General features: G+C 59.1%; 21 protein-coding genes and 1 tRNA gene. 13 read left to right on the top strand and 9 right to left on the bottom strand.

Annotation, left to right across the window (positions count from 1 at the left end; all coding sequences use genetic code 11):
• Positions 1 to 61 precede the first annotated feature (61 nt).
• Positions 62 to 1,204, bottom strand: a complete 1,143-nt coding sequence (locus RBB49_RS16155) for a DUF2778 domain-containing protein (RefSeq protein WP_306143885.1) — start codon at positions 1,202 to 1,204, stop codon at positions 62 to 64.
• Positions 1,205 to 1,613: 409 nt separating this feature from the next.
• On the opposite strand from RBB49_RS16155, the gene RBB49_RS16150 reads away from it, so the two are divergent.
• Positions 1,614 to 2,294, top strand: a complete 681-nt coding sequence (locus RBB49_RS16150; RefSeq protein WP_306143884.1) for an HAD-IA family hydrolase — start codon at positions 1,614 to 1,616, stop codon at positions 2,292 to 2,294.
• Positions 2,294 to 3,067, top strand: a complete 774-nt coding sequence (locus tag RBB49_RS16145; protein ID WP_306143883.1) for an ATP12 family chaperone protein — start codon at positions 2,294 to 2,296, stop codon at positions 3,065 to 3,067. Before RBB49_RS16150 ends, RBB49_RS16145 begins: the two co-directional genes overlap by 1 nt.
• 93 nt (positions 3,068 to 3,160) lie before the next feature.
• Here RBB49_RS16145 and mgtE (RBB49_RS16140) read toward each other — a convergent pair whose 3' ends face one another.
• From mgtE (RBB49_RS16140) to RBB49_RS16120, 5 genes are all read right to left on the bottom strand, one after another.
• Complete coding sequence (mgtE, locus tag RBB49_RS16140) at positions 3,161 to 4,582, bottom strand: magnesium transporter (RefSeq protein ID WP_306143882.1); 1,422 nt, start codon at positions 4,580 to 4,582, stop codon at positions 3,161 to 3,163.
• Positions 4,583 to 4,658: 76 nt separating this feature from the next.
• Positions 4,659 to 5,390, bottom strand: coding sequence for a proteasome-type protease (locus tag RBB49_RS16135; RefSeq protein ID WP_306143881.1), 732 nt, complete (start codon positions 5,388 to 5,390; stop codon positions 4,659 to 4,661).
• 75 nt (positions 5,391 to 5,465) lie between these two features.
• Positions 5,466 to 6,284 (bottom strand): transglutaminase family protein, encoded by an 819-nt coding sequence (locus RBB49_RS16130; protein WP_306143880.1) that lies wholly within the window; start codon positions 6,282 to 6,284, stop codon positions 5,466 to 5,468.
• Between the two features lie 27 nt (positions 6,285 to 6,311).
• Positions 6,312 to 7,262 (bottom strand): alpha-E domain-containing protein, encoded by a 951-nt coding sequence (locus tag RBB49_RS16125; protein WP_306143879.1) that lies wholly within the window; start codon positions 7,260 to 7,262, stop codon positions 6,312 to 6,314.
• A gap of 6 nt (positions 7,263 to 7,268) precedes the next feature.
• On the bottom strand, positions 7,269 to 8,693 hold the full coding sequence (locus RBB49_RS16120) for a circularly permuted type 2 ATP-grasp protein (RefSeq protein ID WP_306143878.1): 1,425 nt from the start codon (positions 8,691 to 8,693) through the stop codon (positions 7,269 to 7,271).
• A gap of 359 nt (positions 8,694 to 9,052) precedes the next feature.
• On the opposite strand from RBB49_RS16120, the gene RBB49_RS16115 reads away from it, so the two are divergent.
• Positions 9,053 to 10,585: an acyl-CoA carboxylase subunit beta gene (locus RBB49_RS16115; protein WP_306143877.1), complete on the top strand. Its 1,533-nt coding sequence runs from the start codon at positions 9,053 to 9,055 to the stop codon at positions 10,583 to 10,585.
• Between the two features lie 67 nt (positions 10,586 to 10,652).
• Here RBB49_RS16115 and RBB49_RS16110 read toward each other — a convergent pair whose 3' ends face one another.
• Together RBB49_RS16110 and RBB49_RS16105 are read right to left on the bottom strand one after the other, a co-directional pair.
• The gene (locus tag RBB49_RS16110; RefSeq protein ID WP_306143876.1) at positions 10,653 to 10,967 is read right to left on the bottom strand and encodes a hypothetical protein; all 315 of its coding nucleotides are present in this window, start codon (positions 10,965 to 10,967) and stop codon (positions 10,653 to 10,655) included.
• Between the two features lie 189 nt (positions 10,968 to 11,156).
• Positions 11,157 to 11,630: a hypothetical protein gene (locus RBB49_RS16105; protein ID WP_306143875.1), complete on the bottom strand. Its 474-nt coding sequence runs from the start codon at positions 11,628 to 11,630 to the stop codon at positions 11,157 to 11,159.
• A gap of 199 nt (positions 11,631 to 11,829) precedes the next feature.
• Between RBB49_RS16105 and RBB49_RS16100 the strand changes: the two genes are divergently transcribed.
• The 6 genes from RBB49_RS16100 (at position 11,830) to RBB49_RS16075 (ending at position 18,057) form a co-directional block, all read left to right on the top strand.
• Complete coding sequence (locus RBB49_RS16100) at positions 11,830 to 13,842, top strand: acetyl/propionyl/methylcrotonyl-CoA carboxylase subunit alpha (protein WP_306143874.1); 2,013 nt, start codon at positions 11,830 to 11,832, stop codon at positions 13,840 to 13,842.
• A gap of 96 nt (positions 13,843 to 13,938) precedes the next feature.
• Positions 13,939 to 14,607 (top strand): HAD hydrolase-like protein, encoded by a 669-nt coding sequence (locus RBB49_RS16095; RefSeq protein WP_306143873.1) that lies wholly within the window; start codon positions 13,939 to 13,941, stop codon positions 14,605 to 14,607.
• A 59-nt stretch (positions 14,608 to 14,666) separates the two neighbouring features.
• Entirely contained in the window at positions 14,667 to 14,951 is a 285-nt protein-coding gene (locus RBB49_RS16090; protein WP_306143872.1) for an acylphosphatase, read from the top strand.
• Positions 14,952 to 15,097: 146 nt separating this feature from the next.
• Positions 15,098 to 16,318, top strand: a complete 1,221-nt coding sequence (locus RBB49_RS16085; protein WP_306143871.1) for an NAD-dependent epimerase/dehydratase family protein — start codon at positions 15,098 to 15,100, stop codon at positions 16,316 to 16,318.
• Between the two features lie 8 nt (positions 16,319 to 16,326).
• Entirely contained in the window at positions 16,327 to 17,193 is an 867-nt protein-coding gene (locus RBB49_RS16080; RefSeq protein ID WP_306143870.1) for a glycosyltransferase, read from the top strand.
• Entirely contained in the window at positions 17,194 to 18,057 is an 864-nt protein-coding gene (locus RBB49_RS16075) for an NAD(P)-dependent oxidoreductase (protein WP_306143869.1), read from the top strand.
• Positions 18,058 to 18,073: 16 nt separating this feature from the next.
• On the opposite strand, the gene lipB is transcribed toward RBB49_RS16075, so the two are convergent.
• A complete protein-coding gene (lipB, locus tag RBB49_RS16070; protein WP_306143868.1) occupies positions 18,074 to 18,775 on the bottom strand; it encodes a lipoyl(octanoyl) transferase LipB in 702 nt (233 codons plus the stop codon).
• 95 nt (positions 18,776 to 18,870) lie between these two features.
• On the opposite strand from lipB, the gene RBB49_RS16065 reads away from it, so the two are divergent.
• The 4 genes from RBB49_RS16065 (at position 18,871) to mgtE (RBB49_RS16050) (ending at position 21,542) form a co-directional block, all read left to right on the top strand.
• Positions 18,871 to 19,137 carry a FliM/FliN family flagellar motor switch protein gene (locus RBB49_RS16065; RefSeq protein WP_306143867.1) on the top strand — a complete coding sequence of 89 codons (267 nt, stop codon included), beginning with the start codon at positions 18,871 to 18,873 and terminating at the stop codon, positions 19,135 to 19,137.
• Between the two features lie 120 nt (positions 19,138 to 19,257).
• Positions 19,258 to 19,344 (top strand) — tRNA-Leu (locus tag RBB49_RS16060).
• Positions 19,345 to 19,664: 320 nt separating this feature from the next.
• Positions 19,665 to 19,970, top strand: a complete 306-nt coding sequence (locus RBB49_RS16055) for a hypothetical protein (protein ID WP_306143866.1) — start codon at positions 19,665 to 19,667, stop codon at positions 19,968 to 19,970.
• A 156-nt stretch (positions 19,971 to 20,126) separates the two neighbouring features.
• Positions 20,127 to 21,542 carry a magnesium transporter gene (gene mgtE, locus RBB49_RS16050; protein ID WP_306143865.1) on the top strand — a complete coding sequence of 472 codons (1,416 nt, stop codon included), beginning with the start codon at positions 20,127 to 20,129 and terminating at the stop codon, positions 21,540 to 21,542.
• Positions 21,543 to 21,558 lie beyond the last annotated feature (16 nt).

Below are 21,558 nucleotides of genomic sequence, written 5' to 3'. Positions count from 1 at the left end.
CGGACGGGACTTTTCTGTCTTTAGCCAATCTGACGCATGAGGGCAAGACGTTCAGCCGAACTCAGGCGTCGGTGCCCCGATTAAGCTTTGCCATGTATTTCGGCAGTTTCTCCATCGAGGGAACAACGATGATTTTCTTTACCTTGCCGGCTTTGAAGGCTTTCAGGAACTTGTTGTAGTCTTTGAAGGCGACACAGCCGTGAGATCCGTTGGTGCGGCGGAGCAGGGGGCTGTGTGCAAGCATGCCATCGCGTCCCTTCATCGCCGCCAGGTCTCTTGGCAGCATGCGGATGGCCTCGACCCCGTGGAACCGCCTTTCGCGCATTCTCAGGTCGTAGATATTGGGCGGGGTCGGCCCAAGGTTCCTGACATGGGCGTATTTCGGATTGTCCTTCCGGTGACCGATGCCGGAATGGGCCTCAAGCTTCGTTCCGTCCGGCATGTGCACGACCGCCGCGCTGATATCGTAGACGGCAATGCCGCTTCCACGGCCCGGAAGGCCGCCCTTCAGACCGTTGAAGATCTTGCCAAGTCCGCCGAACCCACTCTTGTTCTGCTCTTCCGGGATGCCGGGAGTGGCGTAGGCGAGCACGGGGGCCGGGGTTTGCGAAACCTCTTCGTCAGGCTGCGCACGCACAGCCACGGAGCGAACAGGTGCTTGCGGCTTGGTGCCAGGTACACGAACCGTTGCCACGGGCGCAACAACGGCCGGTTGGGCCAGCGCCACTTGCGCGGCAGCCGCAACGCGTTCAGCCCGCGCAATGGCCAGGTGCTGGGCAAACCTGAGATGAGCGAGTTTGGCTGCAAGTTTGAACTTGGCGACTTTTTTGACCCGCTCGATGTCCAGAGCCGCTGCAGGATTTGAAAACACTGCAACACGTTCATTTCCGAACGGCACTGCGGTCTCCTCGACAGGCAACTGGTTGGTTGGTGTGGAAACACCGGTCGAAGACGGAGCGGTGGAGACACTCGATTGCCGCTGCAGCGGCGACGGTAAAACCGGTGTGACAAGTGCCAGAACGGCCTGGTCCCGGTCTGGCATGGCAAAGCGGTTGTCCGATGACGTCAGTGCCGGTCCATAGACAAGCATGGTAAGGGCGAGCGCTGCCAAGACAAACACGACACTGAAGGTGCGCAAAGGAAACTTGCGCGGCGTCTTCAGCGCCTCATGCCTGGCGGGTGTCTGCTGTTCGATCTCTTGCATTCCGGCAAAACCATCCCACTGGACACAGTTACACGACTGCGTTCCAAAACTGTTCGGATTTGGTGACAACCTGTCCCAAACGACTGCGTCCAACCACCTGCACGAGTATCCGCGGGTATGGTAACCGGACGGTTTACGAACATGGTTAACAAGACCTTACGGGCAGTGCAGGCTCCCCAAACCACCATAAAAAGGCAAATTTCAGGCACATCTGACTCAATCGGGTTTTCCAGGCAAAGACCGCTTCCACATGGCCGTCTTTGGACGCTTTGCCCGCTTCGCCCGACCGGTCCGGCGAGCCGGGAAAGGCGAGGCGAGGCGGCAAGCTGCCCGTTTGCGAAATGTCCCTTGACCCGGACCGTAAAACACTGCACATGCGGGCCTTGGCTGAACGGGCACAGGTTTCCTCATGTATCTGATCATTTTCGATGTCGACGGTACGCTGGTTGACAGTCAGAACACCATTTTTCATGGGCTTCAGGTCGGGTTCGAAGCCGTGGGACTGCCGATGCCGGACCGCAAGACGGCACTGTCGATCGTGGGCCGGTCTCTCGAAGAGGCGTTTACTGATCTTGTCGGAGAAGCCCATCTTGAGAAGGTGCCCGCGATGGCCGAAGCGTATCGCCAGGCCAAATGGGCAAGGCGCGCGGAGGGGCTCGAAATCGATCCGCTCTATGCAGGCGCACGGGAGGCCGTCGAACGGCTTCACGCCCGGGAAGATGTCCTGCTCGGCATCGCGACCGGCAAGGCCTTGCGCGGCGTGAAACACATGCAGGACACGCATGGACTGCACGGCAAATTCGCGACGATCCAGACGGCCGATACCTCTCCGTCCAAGCCGCATCCCGACATGATCGAACGGGCCTTGTCGGAAACGGGCGTGCGTCCGGAAAACTCGGTCATGATCGGCGATACCGGGTTCGACATGGCCATGGCCAAATCGGCGGGCATAAGAACCATTGGCGTCACGTGGGGTTATCATGATCACTCGCGGCTCGCCGCAGAAGGTGCCGACAGGATTATTCACAGTTTCGATGACCTGGATGATGCGCTGTCTGAAACCCTGAATTTGGACAAGGAAACAGTTTGATGCGCGACTTTCTTGATACTCTGCATGAGGAAGCGGCCAAGGATCCGGAGCAGCGCGCACGCGAACTCTCCAAACGCGAACTTCCAAAGCGTTTCTACAAGGAAGCCGCCTATGCGGAAACCGATGGCGGCTACGTCATTCACCTCGATGGAAGACCGGTGAAAACACCCGGAAAGGCGGCGCTTGCGCTGCCAAACGAAAAACTTGCCGCGTCCGTATCTGCGGAATGGGCTGCCCAGGAAAAAGAAATCAATCCGGCGACGATGCCGCTCACCAGGATCACAAATTCGGCGCTGGATGCGGTGAGCGTACGCGCGGCAGACGTGCTTGACGACATTGTCAGGTTCGCCGGCAACGACGCGCTTTGTTATCGCGCCGACGACCCGCAGAGCCTCGTCGACACGCAGCGGGCGCTTTGGGACCCGGTCGTTGACTGGGCCGGTGAATTGCTGGGAGGCAGGTTTTCGCTGATTGAAGGGGTGATCCATGCCGCTCAGCCGGAGGATCTTCTTGCGTCCTACAGGGATCGTTTAGCGGGCGAAACGGCACTTCGTCTTGCCGCGCTTCATACGATTACCAGCCTCACAGGTTCCGCGTTGCTCGCACTTGGCCTGCGTGAGGGCAGAATTGACGCGGATGCGGCCTGGACGGCGGCTCATGTGGAAGAGGACCACAATATCGAGCGGTGGGGAGAAGACGCCGAAGCTGCGCAGATCCGCGCCTACAAACGGACCGAATTCGATGCCGCGGTCCTGATCCTGCAAACGACCTGAGCGTTCCCGGTGGGCCGGCGCTTTCTTATCTTCGTGTGATGATTGCCGCAAGGCAGTCGCAAGGGTGCGGCCAGCCGGATGGCGTCCTGACGCTCACGCCATGTAGAACGTGGTCGCCATAAGGAAAAAGATCAGAACGCCCAGAACGTCGTTGGACGAGGTGATGAAGACGCCGATGGCCATTGCCGGATCGATGCCGATCCGGTCCAGGACAATCGGCACCGTTGCCCCGACCATCGCCGCCAGCGTCGTTACGCAGAGCAAAGACAGCGACGTTGCCAGTGCGAGCCGTTCCGGCGCTTCGAGCGGCACGATCAAAGACGCCACGAGCACAAGTATCCCCAGCAAGGTCCCTGCAACGGCACCGTTGATGAGGGCTGCGAAGAACTCCTTCATCAGCCGAAAAACGATGTCGCCGGACCAGAGCGCACCGGTTGCGATCCCCTGGACGGCGACAGCGGAGGCTTGAAGACCGGCGTTTCCGGCCATTGACATGGTCACGGGAATGAAGGCGGCGAGGATCGCCGCTTCGGCGAGCTGGTCTTCGTAGGAACCGACAACCGTTGCGGCCACGCTCGCACCGACGAGCCCGGCGAGAAGCCAGGGAAGGCGTCCGCGAACGATCCGGAAAACCGTATCGTCCGAGCGTGCCTCTCCGGAGACGCCGCTCATCAGCAGCATGTCTTCATTGGCCTCGTCCGCCGCGATCCGGGTCAACTGTTTCGGTGTTATCCGGCCAATGAGATGTCCTTCGCCGCTGACAACCGGAACCGTGCGCATGTCGCGCTTCCGGGCCAGACGAAGAACTTCTTCCTGGTCCGTATCGGTGGAAACGGCGATGACATCCCGGTTCATGATGTCCTTCAGCGGCACATCGTCCCGGGCAAGCAGGAGTTTCCCGACTTCAGCGGTCCCGATAAGCCGTCCGTCCGCATCGGTGACATAGACCGTAAAGATCCTTCTTATCCGGTCGGCTTCCTCGCGCATCTGCTCAACGGCTTCACCGGCGGTGCAATCTTCGCGCAGGGCGACAAATTTGCGCGCCATGACCCGGCCTGCCGTATCGTCGGCATAGGTGCCCCGGGTCGCGATATCTTCCAGGTCGGGGAGGCGCGCAATCAGTTCGTCGGCGACATCGTCGGGAAATTCATTGAGAATCTCGATCGCGTCTTCAGGGTCGAGACCTGCGAGAATGTCGCGGAACTGGTCGAGGGTCGATTCCTCCATCAGGATCGACCGGAATTCTGGTCTCAGCTCCGCAACAACCTTGATTGACGGGTTTGCAGGCAACCACTGGAAGAGCTTGCGTGCCTGCTTGAGCCGCAGCCGGGTCAGCAGCTGCATCACGTCAATGGGATCCCAGCGCTTCAGAAGCTCGACAATCTGGGTGCGTCTTCCGGCCTTGATCATGTCCCTGACGGCCTTCAGGGCGAGATCGTTCGCCTCCAGCGGTTCCTGCGAGGTTTCCCGCGTCCAGGTGACAGGATCGAGTTCGCTCGCGGTGCCGCTGCTCATGAAGATTTACTCCGGGTCGGTCGGTCCGCTTCTAAAGCCGGTTTGTGACGCCTTTCTGACAGGCCTGTGCCGCTCTTCAAACGTCGAATTCGTCAATCTCGCCAAAGGCCGCGCGCAGTTTTTCAGACCAGCCTTGCGACAGTTTCTGAAAATACGGATCGTCCTGTTCGATCCGCACCTGCCGGTCGGTCGAGAAGGTGTCCTTGTTGTAGAGCAGCATGTCGATCGGCATGCCGACGGACAGGTTCGACCTGATGGTGGAATCGAAGGACAGCAGCACCAGTTTCGCAGCTTCCCCAAGACGCATGTCGGCTCTGGTGACGCGGTCGAGGATCGGCTTGCCGTATTTGTGCTCGCCAATCTGAAGAAACGGCGTGTCTTCTCCGACTTCGATGAAGTTTCCGGCCGCATAGATCTGGAACATCCGCGGTTCCTCGCCCTCGATCTGGCCACCGAGAATGAATGTGACGAAGAAGTTTTCTGCGCTGGTCGCAAGCGATTCGCCATCGATCGACTTGACCTCCCGCACGGCACTGCCAACGAGCCGCGCAACCTGAAACATGGTCTTGGCTGTCATGAGCGTCGCGCGGTCGTTGTCGGCCGAGGTAATGTGTTCGCTGAGGAGCGAGACGACCGCCTGGGTCACGGCGAGATTACCCGCCGACAGGAGCGTGATCACGCGTTCGCCGGGTTCTTCCCAGACGTGAAGCTTCTTGTAGGTCGCAATGTTATCGACACCGGCGTTGGTGCGTGTGTCTGCGGCAAACACAAGCCCACGGTCCAGTTTCAAGCCGACACAATATGTCATTCAATCAGCCCCTCCGGCATTCCCCTTCGATCTGTTACCACACTGAACGGGAATTGGGCGCTGGAAAAACGACATTTATTGCTGCTGTTGAAAAACGGCCTGGGTCACGTCGACCTCGACCTGCAGGTTTTCCTCGAGGCCGCCGAAGCGTATGCCTCTGATCGGTGCGGCGGAACGCGAATCCAGACCGACGGTAAGGCGGACATAACGGTCCGTGGGACATTGCGCATTGGAGACGTCGAAACCTGTCCAGCCGAGACCTTCGATCAGAACTTCGGCCCAGGCATGGTGCGCTTCGGAGGCCTGCTCGTCTTCCAGCAGAAGATAACCGGAGACGTAGCGCGCAGGGACGCCAAGGGAGCGGGCCGCGGCGATGAAAATATGGGCGTGATCCTGGCAGACACCTTCACCGGCAGCCAGGGCCGCAGCTGCCGGAGCGTGGGTTTCCGTAACGCCGACCTTGTAGTCGACCTTGTCCCGGATCGCGTGCATGAGCGCATGGAAACCGGCAATCCGGTCCTCATCTTCCGCGTGCGCGGCGAGCCTTCTGATTGCCTGGTTCGGCTGGGTCAGGGGCGTGATACGCGTATAGATTCGCGGAGGAACGGTCGCGTCCGGCTCATGCCCCAGGATCCCGTTGGTATCCTGCGTTTCGATAATGCCGGCCGCAACGATTTCCACGTCTTCGACGGGTTCGCTGCGCGAAACCATGTGCACGCGGTTTCCGAACGCATCCTTGTAGGTCGTCGCGCGGGAAATGCCGGGGGCATCGATCGACCATTCGATCACCTTTTGTGCCGGTCCGTTTTCCGGTGTCAGGCGGATCTGCTGCATGGCATTCGCAAGCGGTGCATCATAGCGGTATCGAGTTGTATGTCGGACGGTCAGTTGCATGCGGCACCCGGTTGCAGTTTGGTTCGGTCAGGAGAAGTTGTAGTCCTTGGAAAGCTCGAATGCGAACTGGTTGTTCCTGCCGATGAAGTCGCTGAGGAACTCGTGAAGTCCGTCCTGGTAGATTTCCCGCATCTGCTTTTCAGAAAGGCTCTTTGCGATTTCCTTTGCCATTGCCAGGCTCGGCTCCTGCGAGCTGTAGAATTGGGACAGGTCTTCCGCGGTGTCCGCAATCCAGTTATAGCAATGCGCGAGCGATCGCGGCATCTCCTTCCTGAGGATCAGGAACTCCGCGATGTTGAACGCTTTCAGCCGGGCGTTGGGATAGGCAAAGCGGTAGCTCCTCCTGCCCGACAGGGCTCGCAGGATCGCCGACCACTGGTATTTTTCCATCGAGCCGTCATCAAGAATGTCGCTGTCCGGCAGGAGCGACCAGTACTGCGTGTTGAGTATCCGCGCCGTGTTGTCCGCACGTTCGACGAAATTGCCCATCTGCGAGAAGAAATAGCCGTCGTTTCGGAGCACCGTGTTCAGGAGTGCGCCGCGGAACAGGTGTGCCCTCTGATTCACCCAGGCAAGAAAGTCGGGCAGTCTTTCCTGGGTGATGGTCTGCGGGTTGACCTCGGTGAATTCGATCCAGGTGGTGTTGATCGCTTCCCAGAGTTCAGCAGTGATACCGGTGCGCACCGCACGTGCATTGTTTCGCGCCAGCTCGAGGCTGTTGCGCACGCTTACCGAATTCTCTTTTGAAAACAGAAGGAAAAACGCAAGGTTGCGGATGCCCAGCTCATCGTATTTTTCCGAGAATTCTGCCTCGCAGCCCGAACAGGTCAGGGCGAAGGTCCAGTGTGTGCCGTGTTCCTGTCCGCGATGGGATATGATGGCACCACGATAGGCGACTTCCAGGAGGCGGGCCACGTTCTGGGCCCGCTCATGGTAGCGGGACATCCAGAAGAGTGAAGAGGCGGTTCTTCCGAGCATCAGGTGTCAGTCCTCAAGTACCCAGGTATCCTTGGTGCCGCCGCCCTGGCTGGAATTGACGACAAGCGATCCTTTTTTGAGCGCGACGCGGGTCAGTCCGCCCGGTGTGATCCGGACCTGATCGCCGATCAGGACGAAGGGCCGCAGATCCACGTGCCTGGGTGCGACACCGGAGGCGACATGAGTCGGGCAGGCCGACAGCGCGAGGGTCGGCTGGGCGATGTAGTTGGAAGGCGTTGCTTCCAGAACCTTTCGAAACTCGGCAATCTCGCGCTTGGATGCCGTCGGACCGATCAGCATGCCGTAGCCGCCGGATCCATGGACTTCCTTGACCACGATGTCTTCGAGATTGTCGAGCACATAGGCTAGATCGTCGGCCCGCGAACAGTTCCATGTCGGAACATTGTTGAGGATGGGTTTCTGCCCCGTGTAGAACTCTATGATGTCGGGTACATAGGCGTAGATCGCCTTGTCGTCGGCAATCCCGGTCCCCGGCGCATTACAGATCGTGACATTGCCTGCGCGGTAGGCGTCGAACAGTCCCGGTACACCCAACATGCTGTCCGCGTTGAAGGTGAGGGGATCGAGGAAGGCATCGTCGATGCGCCTGTAGATCACGTCGACCTGTTCGGGTTCGCGCGTCGTGCGCATGAACACCTTGCCGGCATCAACAAAAAGATCCCGGCCCTCGACCAGTTCCACGCCCATGGAATCGGCAAGGAACGCATGTTCAAAATAGGCCGAATTGTAGATACCCGGCGTCAGCACAACGATGGTCTGTGCCGACTTTGACGGATCGGGAGCAACGCTTTCCAGCGTGCGGCGCAGAAGTTCGGGATATTGTTCCACAGGTGCGACGGCGTGGGTCTGAAAAAGCTCCGGGAAAAGCCGCATCATCGTTTCGCGGTTTTCCATCATGTAGGACACGCCGCTCGGCGTTCGGGTGTTGTCTTCCAGAACGTAGAATTCGTTTTCCGAAACCCGCACAAGATCCGTCCCGATGATATGCGCATAGACCTTGCGGGCCGGTGTGAACCCGGCCATCTCGGGCAGGAAGGCCTCGTTCTGCAGGATGAGGTCAGCGGGAATGATGCCGGCGCGCAGGATCTCCTGACGATGGTAGATGTCGTGCATGAACGCATTCAGCGCACGGACGCGCTGGTCGATGCCAGCGGACAGTTTGCGCCATTCGGAAGCGGAAATGATGCGGGGAATCGGATCGAACGGTATCAGCCGTTCCGTTGCTTCTTCCGCACCATATACAGCGAAGGTGATCCCGAGCCGGCGGAAGATTGTCTCCGCATCCCGGCTCTTTTTTGTAAGGAAGTTAGCGGGTTTGTCTTCGAGCCATGTCGCGAGCCTTGAGTAAGGTGATCGTGGTCCACCAGCATCGTCGAGCATTTCGTTGAAGAAAGTCCGATCGTCCGCCATTGCCTCCCCTTTGCCTGTTCTGCTTGTTTTGCAATCATGACAAAATTCTGAGGTGTGTCAAAGAACAATATCTCGGCTTTGTTGCCCAGTGTTTGGGCAACACTATCTCGGATATGCAGACCGCAGGCAAAAACACTCGTGCGACCACGGCCAGCGAAAACCTCTTGTCCGCCAACGTCCTGCCGCCGGTGACAGTGTTGCTTCGCGCGGTGCCGCCGGGGTTTGACGTCCTCCGTCGCGCCTACGGATTGAGCAGCGCCTGAAAGCGGCCTCACCGGTTTCCTTAAGCCCATATGCTGACTTTGCCTCATGCGTGGAACATGGTACGGCCTCTTTAAAACGCGTATCGGGAGGACCTGATGAAAGAAGTGCTGGCCGAATTGGAACAACGCCGGGAGACGGCCCGACTCGGGGGTGGTCAACGCCGGATCGACTCACAGCACTCGAAGGGCAAGCTCACCGCTCGCGAGCGTATCGAGGCGCTTCTGGACGAGGGCTCTTTTGAAGAGTTCGACATGTTCAAACAGCACCGCTGCACCGAGTTCGGCATGGATGCACAGCATATTCCGGGCGATGGCGTTGTAACGGGCTGGGGCACGGTCAACGGCCGGACCATTTATGTCTTCTCCAAGGATTTTACCGTTTTCGGCGGTTCGCTGTCCGAGGCCCATGCTGAAAAGATCACCAAACTTCAGGACATGGCGCTCCAGAACCGTGCGCCGATCATCGGCCTGTTCGATGCCGGCGGTGCCCGTATCCAGGAAGGCGTCGCCGCGCTTGGCGGTTATGGGGAGGTGTTCCGGCGAAACGTGCTGGCTTCCGGCGTCATCCCGCAGATCTCGCTGATCATGGGACCCTGTGCGGGCGGCGATGTCTATTCCCCGGCAATGACCGACTTCATCTTCATGGTGCGCGACACGTCCTACATGTTCGTCACCGGTCCCGACGTCGTCAAGACTGTGACAAACGAGACGGTGACGGCCGAAGAACTGGGCGGCGCGTCCATTCACACCACAAAGTCGTCAATTGCGGACGGTGCCTTCGACAACGACGTGGAAGCCCTGTCGGAAATGCGGCGGCTGATCGATTTCCTGCCGATGAACAATCAGGCCGACCTGCCGGAACTGACAAACTACGACGACCCGGACCGCATCGACACAAGTCTCGATACGCTTGTGCCGGACAATCCGAACAAGCCCTATGACATGCGGGAACTGGTGCTCAAGACGGTCGATGAAGGTGATTTCTTCGAAATCCAGAAAGGGTTTGCCGGAAACATCCTGACGGGTTTTGGACGGATCGAGGGCCGGTCCGTCGGGATCGTCGCCAACCAGCCGATGGTTCTGGCTGGCGTTCTGGACTCCGACGCAAGCCGCAAGGCCGCACGCTTTGTCAGGTTCTGTGATTGCTTCAACATTCCGATTGTCACCTTCGTCGATGTCCCCGGTTTCCTGCCGGGTACGGCACAGGAATATGGCGGGCTGATCAAGCACGGTGCGAAGCTTCTGTTTGCCTATACCGAGGCGACGGTCCCGAAAGTTACGGTGATCACCCGCAAGGCTTATGGCGGCGCTTACGACGTCATGAGTTCGAAGCATATCGGCGGCGACATCAACTACGCATGGCCGAGCGCCGAAATTGCCGTGATGGGGGCGAAAGGCGCGGTTGAGATCCTTTACCGGAACGAACTGGGTGACCAGGAAAAGATTGCAAAGCGGACAAAAGACTATGAAGACCGCTTCGCCAATCCGTTCGTTGCCGCCGAACGCGGCTACATTGATGATGTGATCAGGCCCCATTCGACCCGCCGCCGCGTTGCCAGGGCACTGGCGCTGCTCAGATCAAAGCAGGAAAAAACGCCCTGGAAGAAACACGACAACATTCCGCTCTGACGCTGTTTTCGCAGCAATCCTGCATGCTTCTGAACGAAACGGGCCGGTAAAACCGGCCCGCTTGCGTTCAGTCCCAACGGTTGAAGCCGCCGCGCGGGAAGAGGGGTTCCCGGCATTCATAGGCGACCGGACATTTGCGATTGTCCTTGGTCGGTCCGTACTGGACGAAGAGTTCCTGATTGTAGTCGCAGAAGCTGCGGTTCGACACGAACATGGAGTAAGTGTGCCGCCCTGTCGTAAAGACGACCGAGCCATGCTGCTTGACCATGTTCTGCGCCTGGCGGCAGCTCATCTGACGCAGGTCCGGCCTTGCATGAGCAGCGGATGTCCAGACAATGCTGCCGAGCAAAACAGCCGCGATTGCAAGACGACGATTTTTCATATCTGCCTCCATTGGTGACTGGCGTCTTTTGGTCAGTTCAACCGCTATTTTGCGTCAGGCGGATAGAAACCAATGTGACCGTCGGCACATAAAATGCCATTTAACGCACTGATACACCAGCGTCAGGTTGACGTGGCAGATAAAGCGATCCTTTGTTGAAGAGTGCCAGGCGCGGCCTAGGGAGCCAGGTCAGGACCTGTCATTTCGCTTTTGCCAATCGGTGGGGCAAACATTGCCAGGCAGCACATTCAGCGCGCCTTTCAGCGAAAATCCGGCATACGTATCGTCCGGGAATTTGACGGCCAGGGTGCGGGACGAACGGATCTTGTGCCAGATATATCCGAAGCTGTCCGAGCAGGCCGGACATCCGGTTCCGATGTAGCCGTGCTCGTTGACGGGCACGTCGAGAACGCTGGAATCGAGGATCACACGCACGCGGCTGTTGGGCGGCGGCATCCTTCCCTCAATCTCGACATGCAGCAACGTGCCGTTGATCTGTCTTTGCGGGTGACACCAGACCACGAAATTGGAGCCGACATCGTTTGTCGTCCAGTAGCGCGTGAAACCGTTGACATCACCGCTATGCCATTTGCCGATTGATTCACCCTGCGCGGTGATCGGTACCGCAAGGGTGAGAAAGAGAAATGCAACGAGACGTTTCATGTCAGTACCCCACTATTGGTCAAATTATCAGGGAAAACCTTTAACTTTACGTAATGCTGACAATGGATCCGTGTGCCGTGTCAGTTACCAGGCGTTAAGAGCGGTGCCATCCGGCACTGACCGCTCGCCCTTTGGCTAAGTTGCGCCGCCGCAGCACGGGGCCTAAAACCAAGGAAACAATCCAGCCGGGTGGAAATGCATGTTTTCGAAAATTCTCGTCGCCAACAGGGGTGAAATCGCCTGCCGGGTCATGAAGACCGCCCGCCGCATGGGGATCAAGACCGTCGCGGTCTATTCGGACGCGGACCGGGATGCGTTGCATGTCGAGATGGCGGACGAAGCCGTTCATATCGGTCCGGCGGCAGCAGCCGAATCCTACCTGATCGCCGACAAGATCATTGCCGCCTGCAAGCAGACCGGTGCTGAAGCGGTTCATCCCGGCTACGGCTTCCTTTCCGAACGCGCCAGTTTTCCAGAAGCGCTCAAGAAGGAGGGCATTGTCTGGATCGGACCCAATCCGCGGGCCATCGAGGCGATGGGCGACAAGATTGAATCCAAGAAATTCGCCAACGATGCGAAGGTCAGCACCGTTCCCGGGTATCTGGGCGTGATAGAAACGGCGGAACAGGCTGTCGAGATCGCACAGGACATCGGCTACCCCGTGATGATCAAGGCGTCGGCCGGTGGCGGCGGCAAGGGGATGCGCATCGCCTGGAATGACGACGAGGTGCGCGACGGCTACGACCGGTCCAAATCGGAAGCTGCCTCGTCTTTCGGTGATGACCGCGTCTTCGTCGAGAAATTCATCGAAAACCCGCGTCATATTGAAATTCAGGTCCTCGGCGACAAGCACGGCAACGCCATTTACCTCGGTGAGCGTGAGTGCTCGATCCAGCGGCGGAACCAGAAGGTCATCGAAGAAGCACCGTCACCGCTGCTCGACGAGGAGACCCGGCGGAAAATGGGCGAACAGGCGGTCGCCTTGGCGAAGGCGGTCGATTACGACAGCGCCGGAACCGTTGAATTCGTCGCCGGTCAGGACAAGAGCTTTTTCTTTCTGGAAATGAACACGCGCCTGCAGGTCGAACACCCCGTCACCGAACTCATCACCGGTGTCGATCTGGTGGAGCAGATGATCCGCGTTGCAGCCGGGGAAGAACTCTCGATTTCGCAAGAAGACGTCAAGCTGAACGGCTGGTCCGTCGAGAGTAGGATCTATGCCGAAGACCCTTACCGCAATTTTCTGCCGTCCATAGGTCGGCTCGTACGTTACCAGCCGCCCGAGGAAGTCGCGAGCGACGGAGTAACCGTCCGCAATGACACGGGCGTGGTCGAGGGATCCGAGATTTCGATGTTTTACGATCCGATGATCGCAAAACTGGTCACGCATGCCCCCAGCCGCGACCAGGCAATCGATGCGATGAGCACGGCACTCGATGCGTTTTATGTCGACGGCATCCAGCACAATGTTCCGTTCCTGACGGCCCTGATGAACCATCCGCGCTGGCGGTCCGGCGAGTTGGCGACGAGTTTTATTGCCGATGAGTACCCGGACGGCTTTTCTCCGGCGGTTCCGGACGATGCCGCCTACGCGGTACTTGCCGCCGTGGCGCTTTCCATGGGTGCGCTCGGACGCGAACGTCTCGACCATCTTCCCGGACGCCTGCGTCCGCATTCCGGCGAGATGCGGGAGGACTGGGTGGTCAAGCTGGACAAGACATACGTACCGATCCGCATTGCGGCCGGGTATCCCGGCACGCCGGTCGAACTTGATGTTGCCATTGGCGATGGCCCGGTGATGAACGTGGAATCCGACTGGAGTCCGGGCGACGTCATGTGGTCGGGCAAGGTCGGTTCCACCAGTGTCACTGTTCAGATCCGGCCTGTCACCGGCGGGTACCGGCTCGACTGGCAGGGTTATTCGGTTGTCGCGAAAGTGATGACGCCGCGCGTGGCCGAACTGGACGCGCTGATGCCGGAGAAACTGCCGCCGGACACGTCCAAGATGCTGCTGTGTCCGATGCCCGGGCTCGTGGTGTCCATCGCCGTTACCGAAGGCCAGGAGATCAAGGCGGGCGAACAGCTTGCCGTTGTCGAGGCGATGAAGATGGAAAACGTGTTACGCGCCGAGCGCGACTGCGTGGTTTCCGCGATCAAGGCCGCGCCCGGCGACAGCCTGGCGGTTGACGCCGTGATCATGGAGTTTTCTTAAAGCCCGCGATTGACACGGTCCCGCCTGGAAACGTAATCAGACAGCCCGGAACATCTCTGTTCCGGGCTGTTTTCATGATGCATCACCCGAGGACCCATGTCTTTCACGACACTCCTGTTCGATCTGGACGGAACGCTGACCGATCCGTTCGAGGGCATAACGCGTTCGATCCAGCATGCGCTGGAAAAAATGGGCGCACCCGTTCCTGAAGGGGAAGACCTGCACTGGTGCATCGGGCCACCTCTCTGGGACAGTTTCGAAGTTCTCCTGAACACCTCCAAGCGGTCCGACCTGGATCTGGCGGTGGCGCATTACCGCGAACGCTATACCGTGACCGGGCTTTACGAGAACACGCTGATCAACGGTATTCCTGGTGTTCTGACGCAACTCGGCGGCGCATCGCTCGATCTGCACGTATGCACGTCGAAACCGCACGCCTATGCCGGTAAGATCGTCGAGCATTTTGAACTGATGCCGCATTTCGGTAAGGTCTACGGTTCGGAGCTGAGTGGAGAGCGTTCGCAAAAAGCGGAGCTTATCGCCCACATTCTGGAACAAGAAGGCCTGTCCGCCGAAGAGACACTGATGATCGGCGACCGCAAGCATGATCTCATCGGCGCAAATGCAAACGGGGTGGCCGGTATCGGCGTCTTGTGGGGCTACGGCAGCCGGGAAGAGCTGGAAGCGGAGCAGCCGGTTCTGGTTGCAGAAAAGCCGCAGGACATAGCGGACTTTTTGAGTGCACAGGGCCTGAGTATCCAGTGACCGGGATGTAGTGTCCTCTTTCGGTGCACTAACCTCAGACTCACATGCGGAGACGAGGCATGTCCGAGATTGAAACCGTTCACGTCGTCGTAGAAGGGCGCGTTCAGGGCGTCGGGTACCGTGCTTGGTGTGCCGATGCTGCGGTCAGCAGAGGTCTTTCCGGCTGGGTCAGGAACCGCAAGACCGGTGCGGTCGAGGCCGTATTGTCCGGCCCGTCCGATGCCGTTTCCGACATGCTTCAACACCTGTGGCGCGGCCCGACCTTTGCCAGGGTGAGGGCCGTGACACAGACCCGGCAGGACGCTGCGCCCGACGGGGATTTTGAAGTCCGGGAAACTGCGTAGTCGGGAGCGGAAAATCGGTGCTTATATATCAATTTGGAAATTCAACGTTGAAATGTCACTGAATCATCGCAATGATCTGATCTCTCATGTGAAACAATCACAACGTGACGGCAGCTCGGCCAGTCGTCGGACAAGGGAGACTTTCAGTGAAAATTGCGATACTCGGCGGCGACGGATTTGTCGGTTGGCCCACATCCCTGCATCTGTCGAGCCTTGGCCATGATGTCCACATCATCGACAGTCTGAGCCGTCGCTGGATCGATGCGGAACTGGGTGTCCAGTCCCTGACGCCGATGGATTCCATTCAGGAACGTACCCGCATCTGGAAACAGGAAACGGGTCACACGATCCAGTTCCACCTGATCGACATTGCGGAGCATTATGAAGTCTTCAAGGCGTGGCTGTCGGACAACCGCCCGGACGCCATCATTCACTTTGCCGAGCAGCGGGCCGCGCCCTATTCGATGAAGTCGGATCAGCACAAGAACTACACCGTCACCAACAACGTCAACGCGACCCATCATCTGCTCAACGCCATGGTCGAACTCGACCTCGATGCGCATCTCGTCCACCTCGGAACCATGGGCGTCTACGGCTATTCTAACGTTGGTGCGGCGATCCCGGAAGGCTATCTTGATGTCGGCGTGGAAACGCTTTCCGGAACAACTGCAAATCAGCAGATCCTCTATCCGGCCAATCCCGGGTCGATCTACCACATGACCAAGTGTCTCGATCAGCTCCTGTTCCAGTTCTATGCCAAGAATGACGGGCTCAGGATTACGGATCTGCACCAGGGGATCGTCTGGGGAACGCATACGGACCAGACCCGGCGCCACAAGCAGCTGATCAACCGGTTTGACTATGACGGCGACTATGGCACGGTCCTGAACCGTTTTCTCATTCAGGCCGCGATCGGCTATCCGTTGACTGTCCACGGGACCGGTGGCCAGACCCGCGCCTTCATCCACATACAGGATTCGGTGCGCTGCATTGAACTGGCCTTGCAAAATCCGCCGGATACCGGCGACAGGGTCAAGGTCTTCAATCAGATGACGGAAACGCACCGTGTCCGGGATCTTGCCGAACTGATCTCGAGACTGACCGGCGCCAAGGTCGCCTATCTGCCCAATCCCAGGAAGGAAGCGGCGGAAAACGATCTCGTCGTTGAAAACAAGCAGTTCCTGGAACTCGGGCTCGACCCGATCCGATTGGAAGACGGCCTGCTTGAAGAAGTTGTCGATGTTGCCAAGGCCTTTGCCTACCGGGTCGACAGAAGCCGTGTTCCGGCCGTTTCCGCCTGGACGCGGGACATCGCCACGGAAATCGAGCATGATCCGGAACACCCGCGCCTCAAGTCGGTGTCCTGAGGGTGCAGATGTGTGAGGGACCGACCTTCGACCGGCCAGCCGGTTCGCGGATAGCCTATGTGACGCTGGTGACCAACCGCGATTATGTTCTGGGCGCGTCGGCGCTGTTGCGGTCCTTGCGGCGGACGCAAACGGAAGCGGACCTGGTGGTGCTGTGCACCCCGGGCGTTGCCGACGATGACATGGAGGTGCTCAAGGGATTCGCTCCGCGCCTTGCCCGCTGCGCACGGCTGGAGACGTCGCCCGGCTTCAACGAGCGCCACGAGCGAGGACGGCTTCACAAGGCGGCACCGTTCACAAAAGGCGGGAAGCCCGTCTTCCACACGCCGCTCGACAATTTCGTCAAGATGCGCCTTTGGCAACTCACCGACTATGAGCGTGTGGTTTTCATTGATGCGGACGCGCTGGTTCTGAAGAACTGCGACCGGCTGTTCGACTATCCCGAGTTCTGCGCGGCGCCGAATGTCTATGAAAGCCTTGAAGATTTTCATCGTCTGAACAGCGGTGTCTTTACCGCGCGACCCAACTTGGCGACCTTTGACGCGATGATGGCGGCGCTGGACAGGCCGGATGCGTTCTGGCGGCGGACGGACCAGACCTTTCTGGAAACGTTTTTTCCGGACTGGCACGGTCTGCCGGTTTTCTACAACATGCTGCAATATGTCTGGTTCAACCTGCCGGGCCTCTGGAGCTGGGAACAGATCCATGTGCTTCACTACCAGTACGAAAAGCCGTGGCAGGCCGGGCACGACAAGTGCGAGCGGCTTCGGCCGCTGATTGACCTATGGCGGGCATTTGCGACCGGAGAGGGCATTCCGGCTGACATCGCCAACCTTGCCGGACCACGTGAGTGGACAGATCAACAGGCCTCCTGAATGCGGATATTGATCACGGGCGCAAGCGGCACGATCGGCCGGTTTCTGACCGCTCGCCTGGCCAAAGAAGGCCATCGGATGATTGCGCTGGGCCGCAAGCCGGTCGATGATATCGCGTCCGGCTTTTCCCGTTACGACCTCTCCGATGTGGCACCCGGTTTGCCGGTTGCCGATGCCCTCATTCATTGTGCGCTCCACCATGAGCCGGGAAAATTCCGGGGTGGGGAGGGGCAAGACCCAGACCTTTTCAGAAAACTGAATGTCGAAGGGACAACTGCCTTGTTTCAAGCTGCGAAGACGGCCGGGTGCCGAAGGGCCGTGTTCCTGTCGAGCCGCGCGGTCTATGGCGATGCGCGGCGCGGTGAAACGCTTGTCGAAACGGACGAACCTGCGCCTGACAGCCTTTACGGGCAGGTGAAACTTGACGGGGAGCGGGCCCTGGAAGAGCTGGCTGACGCGCGCTTTTCCGGGGTTGCCCTGCGCGTGACCGGTGTCTACGGAGTTCCACCCGGAACGAGCGAACACAAATGGTCCGGAGTGTTTGAAGCCTTCCGCACCGGTGAAGACATTGAACCCCGCTGCGCAACGGAGGTTCATGGCGACGACCTGGCAGATGCCGTTTCACGCGTTCTTCAGATGGACGGAAACCGGTTTGACGTTTTCAACGTTTCCGATCTCCTGCTGGACCGCCGCGACCTGCTCAAGCTGCTTTCACAGCACACTGGAAGACAATCAAACCTGCCGGAGAGGGCGACCCCTGTGCCGGGCGTCATGGATACGTCCAGGCTCCGGCAGCACGGCTGGCAGCCCGGCGGGCTTGACCGGCTGATGACCTTTATCGACGCGTGTCGAACCATGGACTGAAACCGCTGGTGCCCTTTCAGGTGACCGGGCCAAATATCTTTTCAAACTCCGCCCGCAAGACGGTGTCGTTTTCCGCCATGCTCACCGGAATGCCGAGATCGACCAGGCTGGTGACGCCGTGGTCGCTCACGCCGCACGGGACGATGCCGGAAAAATGTTCCAGCTCCGGGTCGACGTTGAAGCTGATGCCGTGGAAGGTCACCCATCGCCGCAGCCGGATGCCGATCGCGGCGATCTTGTCCTCTTGAGCTGTGCCGCGTTCGGGGCGCTGCACCCAGACACCGACCCGGTCCTCGCGGCGTTCTCCGCGGACATGATAGTGCCAGAGCGAGTTGATCAGCCAGGCCTCCAGCGCGGTGACGAATGCGCGAACATCCTGATGCCGTTTTTTCAGGTTCAGCATGACATAGGCAACGCGCTGGCCGGGCCCATGATAGGTGTGCTGGCCCCCGCGGCCCGTCTTGTAGACGGGGAAGCGATCCGGTGTGACGAGATCGGTGTCGTCCGCGCGCTTTCCGGCCGTGTAAAGCGGAGGATGCTCGAGCAGCCAGACGAGTTCGCGTGCTTCGCCGGAAATGATTCTCTCCACCCGCTCGTCCATTTCCGCAAGCGCGGTTTCGTAATCCACCAGGTCATCCGTTATCTTCCATTCCACGGGTTCAGACCCTGGAATCGGCAGAAAACTGAAGGAAAGCGCATCTCTTTCGGCAGGTGACATGTGGATGACAGTTCTTTGTTTTTTGAGCTGGCTGGCCGGAGCATGGTATGGTGCGGGGCTTGCGGGTTCGCCCTATTTAAGGATCTTGATGTCCGATGACCACCTTTGACGAAATCAAAGTCGATATTTCCGTTGTGCTCGGCGAGAGCGAGATGCCGGTTCACCAGCTCCTGCGCATGGGCCGCGGCGCGGTCATCGACCTCGACGTGAGCGAGGATGACGATGTCAAGATCTACGCCAACAACACGCTGGTTGCACGCGGGCAGGTCGTTCTTCTGGGCGAGCGGATCGGGATCTCGATCACCGAAGTGCTGATGCGCCCGCCTGAGATCCGCCCGATGCGGACGGACGGGCCGCTTTGATGCGATCCTGAAGAAAATTCCTGCGTCTGTGAATTATTGCAAATTCTGCTCTTGCGCCCCCAAAATCCTTTTGCTACACGGAGCGCCTCGACGCCGAACGGCGACGGAACAATCGAATATGCGGTCGTGGCGGAATTGGTAGACGCGCAGCGTTGAGGTCGCTGTGGGGTAAAACCCGTGGAAGTTCGAGTCTTCTCGACCGCACCATGACAACCAGATACCTCGCTGGTTCAACAGGCGTCCTTCGGGACGCCTTTTGTTTTTTGACCTTCCGAACAATCGACCTTCACCGAAGCGGGCCTTCCAAGCCCGGGAGACACCAGTGTCTCGCGGGACATGTCCGCAATGCCTGCCCATTCGTGCAAGAAGTTTCCCGATCGCAACAATGGTTCCTGGCGTTCTCGTCCACCGGGTAGTCCGGTGAAACCTGCGCGTTATGGAGGTTTGACCTGTTCTCACCCTACCGTGTAAGGAGTTCTGGTGACGGCTTTCGACAGGTACGCAGACCATCCTTGAAGGGTTCGGCAATGCACAGGTTGCGCATATTTTGGGTTCTCCTGTTTGCCGCCGGACTGCCTCACAGCGTCGATGCACAGGTCTTCAAGACAGATCCCGCGCGTTTCGGGGCGATGACCTGTCAGCAGCTCTGGTATGTCGAGCAGGAGACGCTGTCAGAGGGCAGGGTGTGCCTGACGAGCGAGCGTGCCAAGCGGGCCTTCCGGCGCGCGGAGCGCTGCATTTCGTCCAGCGAGAACATTCTACCAAAGGCGACCCGGGCGTATCTGGAGCAGCTCAGAAGCCGTGCCCGTTCCAGGGGCTGTGCCGGATTTTGAACAAATCCGTTCCCTGTCGAAAAACACCTGGGAACGCTGCTCGACTAAAACGGATCACAGTTGTGGACCAGGGCGGCATTTGCGGTGGCACTTTGCTGTGGCACGGGCTAGTTCTGGGCAAGGGACAGGCAATCTGCGCAGCGAGGGAGGCGAGGGATGAGCGAAGCAGCTGAACTTGACGTCGACACCTCCACCGCTCCGATCATACCTGTGCGCGACGAGGAAGACCGCCTCAATCCCGATTTCATTGCGGCGGTTGAAGCGGCGCTCGAAGCCGACGACCGCGCCGGCCTGAGAGATCTCGCGGGCGATCTCCACGAAGCCGACACGGGCGATCTGCTGGAAACGCTGAATGCGGACGAACGCGCTGCCTTTATCCGTCTCCTTGGCGAGGAATTCGACTATACGGCCCTGACGGAAACCGATGAGGCCGTGCGCCTCCAGGTTCTGGAAGACCTGCCGAACGAAGTCATCGCCGAGGGGTTGGGTGACCTGGATTCGGACGATGCCGTCTACATTCTGGAAGACCTGGATGAAGACGATCAGGCGGCGATCCTTGAAGAACTGCCTTATGCGGACCGGGCGCAGCTCAAGAAGGCACTGGATTATCCGGAGGAAAGCGCTGGGCGGCGGATGCAGAGCGAATTCATCGCCGTGGCACCCTTCTGGACCGTCGGACAGACCATCGACTACATGCGCGAAGCGCGGGATCTGCCGGACAGTTTCTACGAGATCTATGTCGTCGATCCGGCCTTCAAACTGCTTGGATCGGTGCATCTGGACAAGATCCTGCGCACCAAGCGAGCGGAGAAGGTCACCTCGATCATGGAAGAAACGCGCCAGGCGGTTCTTGCGACCGAGGACCAGGAAGAAGTCGCGCGGCGCTTCGAGCGTTACAACCTCGTGTCCTCTGCTGTGGTCGACGAAAACGAGCGTCTCGTCGGCGTGCTGACCGTCGATGATATCGTCGACGTCATCCAGGAAGAGGCGGAAGAGGATCTGCGCGCCCTGGCGGGGGTTGGCGATGAGGAAATATCCGACAGTGTCGTCACCATCGCGCGATCGCGGTTGACCTGGCTTGTGGTCAATCTCGGGACGGCAATCCTTGCATCGGTCGTGATCGCGCTCTTTGAGGACACCATCGAGGCGATGGTCGCCCTGGCCGTGCTGATGCCGATCGTTGCCTCGATGGGGGGCAACGCCGGCACACAGACCATGACCGTTGCCGTGCGGGGCATCGCAACCCAGGAACTCGGTGCCCGGAACATGCTGCGTGTTCTCAACCGTGAAATCCTGGTCAGTGCCCTGAACGGTGTAGCGCTTGCCGTCCTGATCGGGGTTACGGCCTGGCTCTGGTTTGCAAGTCCCGGCCTCGGCGTGGTGATCGCAGGCGCGATCATCATCAACATGCTGTTTGCCGGCCTGTCCGGCCTGCTCATCCCGATTGTTCTGGACCGGGTGAATGTCGATCCGGCGATCGCGTCAAGTGTGTTCGTGACAACGGTTACCGATGTTGTCGGGTTTTTCGCGTTTCTCGGGATCGCCGCGCTCTGGTTCGGCCTGCCTTTCTGAGGCGCCTTGCCTTTGC

The organism is Roseibium sp. MMSF_3412 (assembly GCF_030733265.1).
Lineage (GTDB): Bacteria > Pseudomonadota > Alphaproteobacteria > Rhizobiales > Stappiaceae > Roseibium.
The sequence above is the reverse complement of the archived record's forward strand: the minus strand, read 5'-3'. Positions and strand labels throughout refer to the sequence as shown.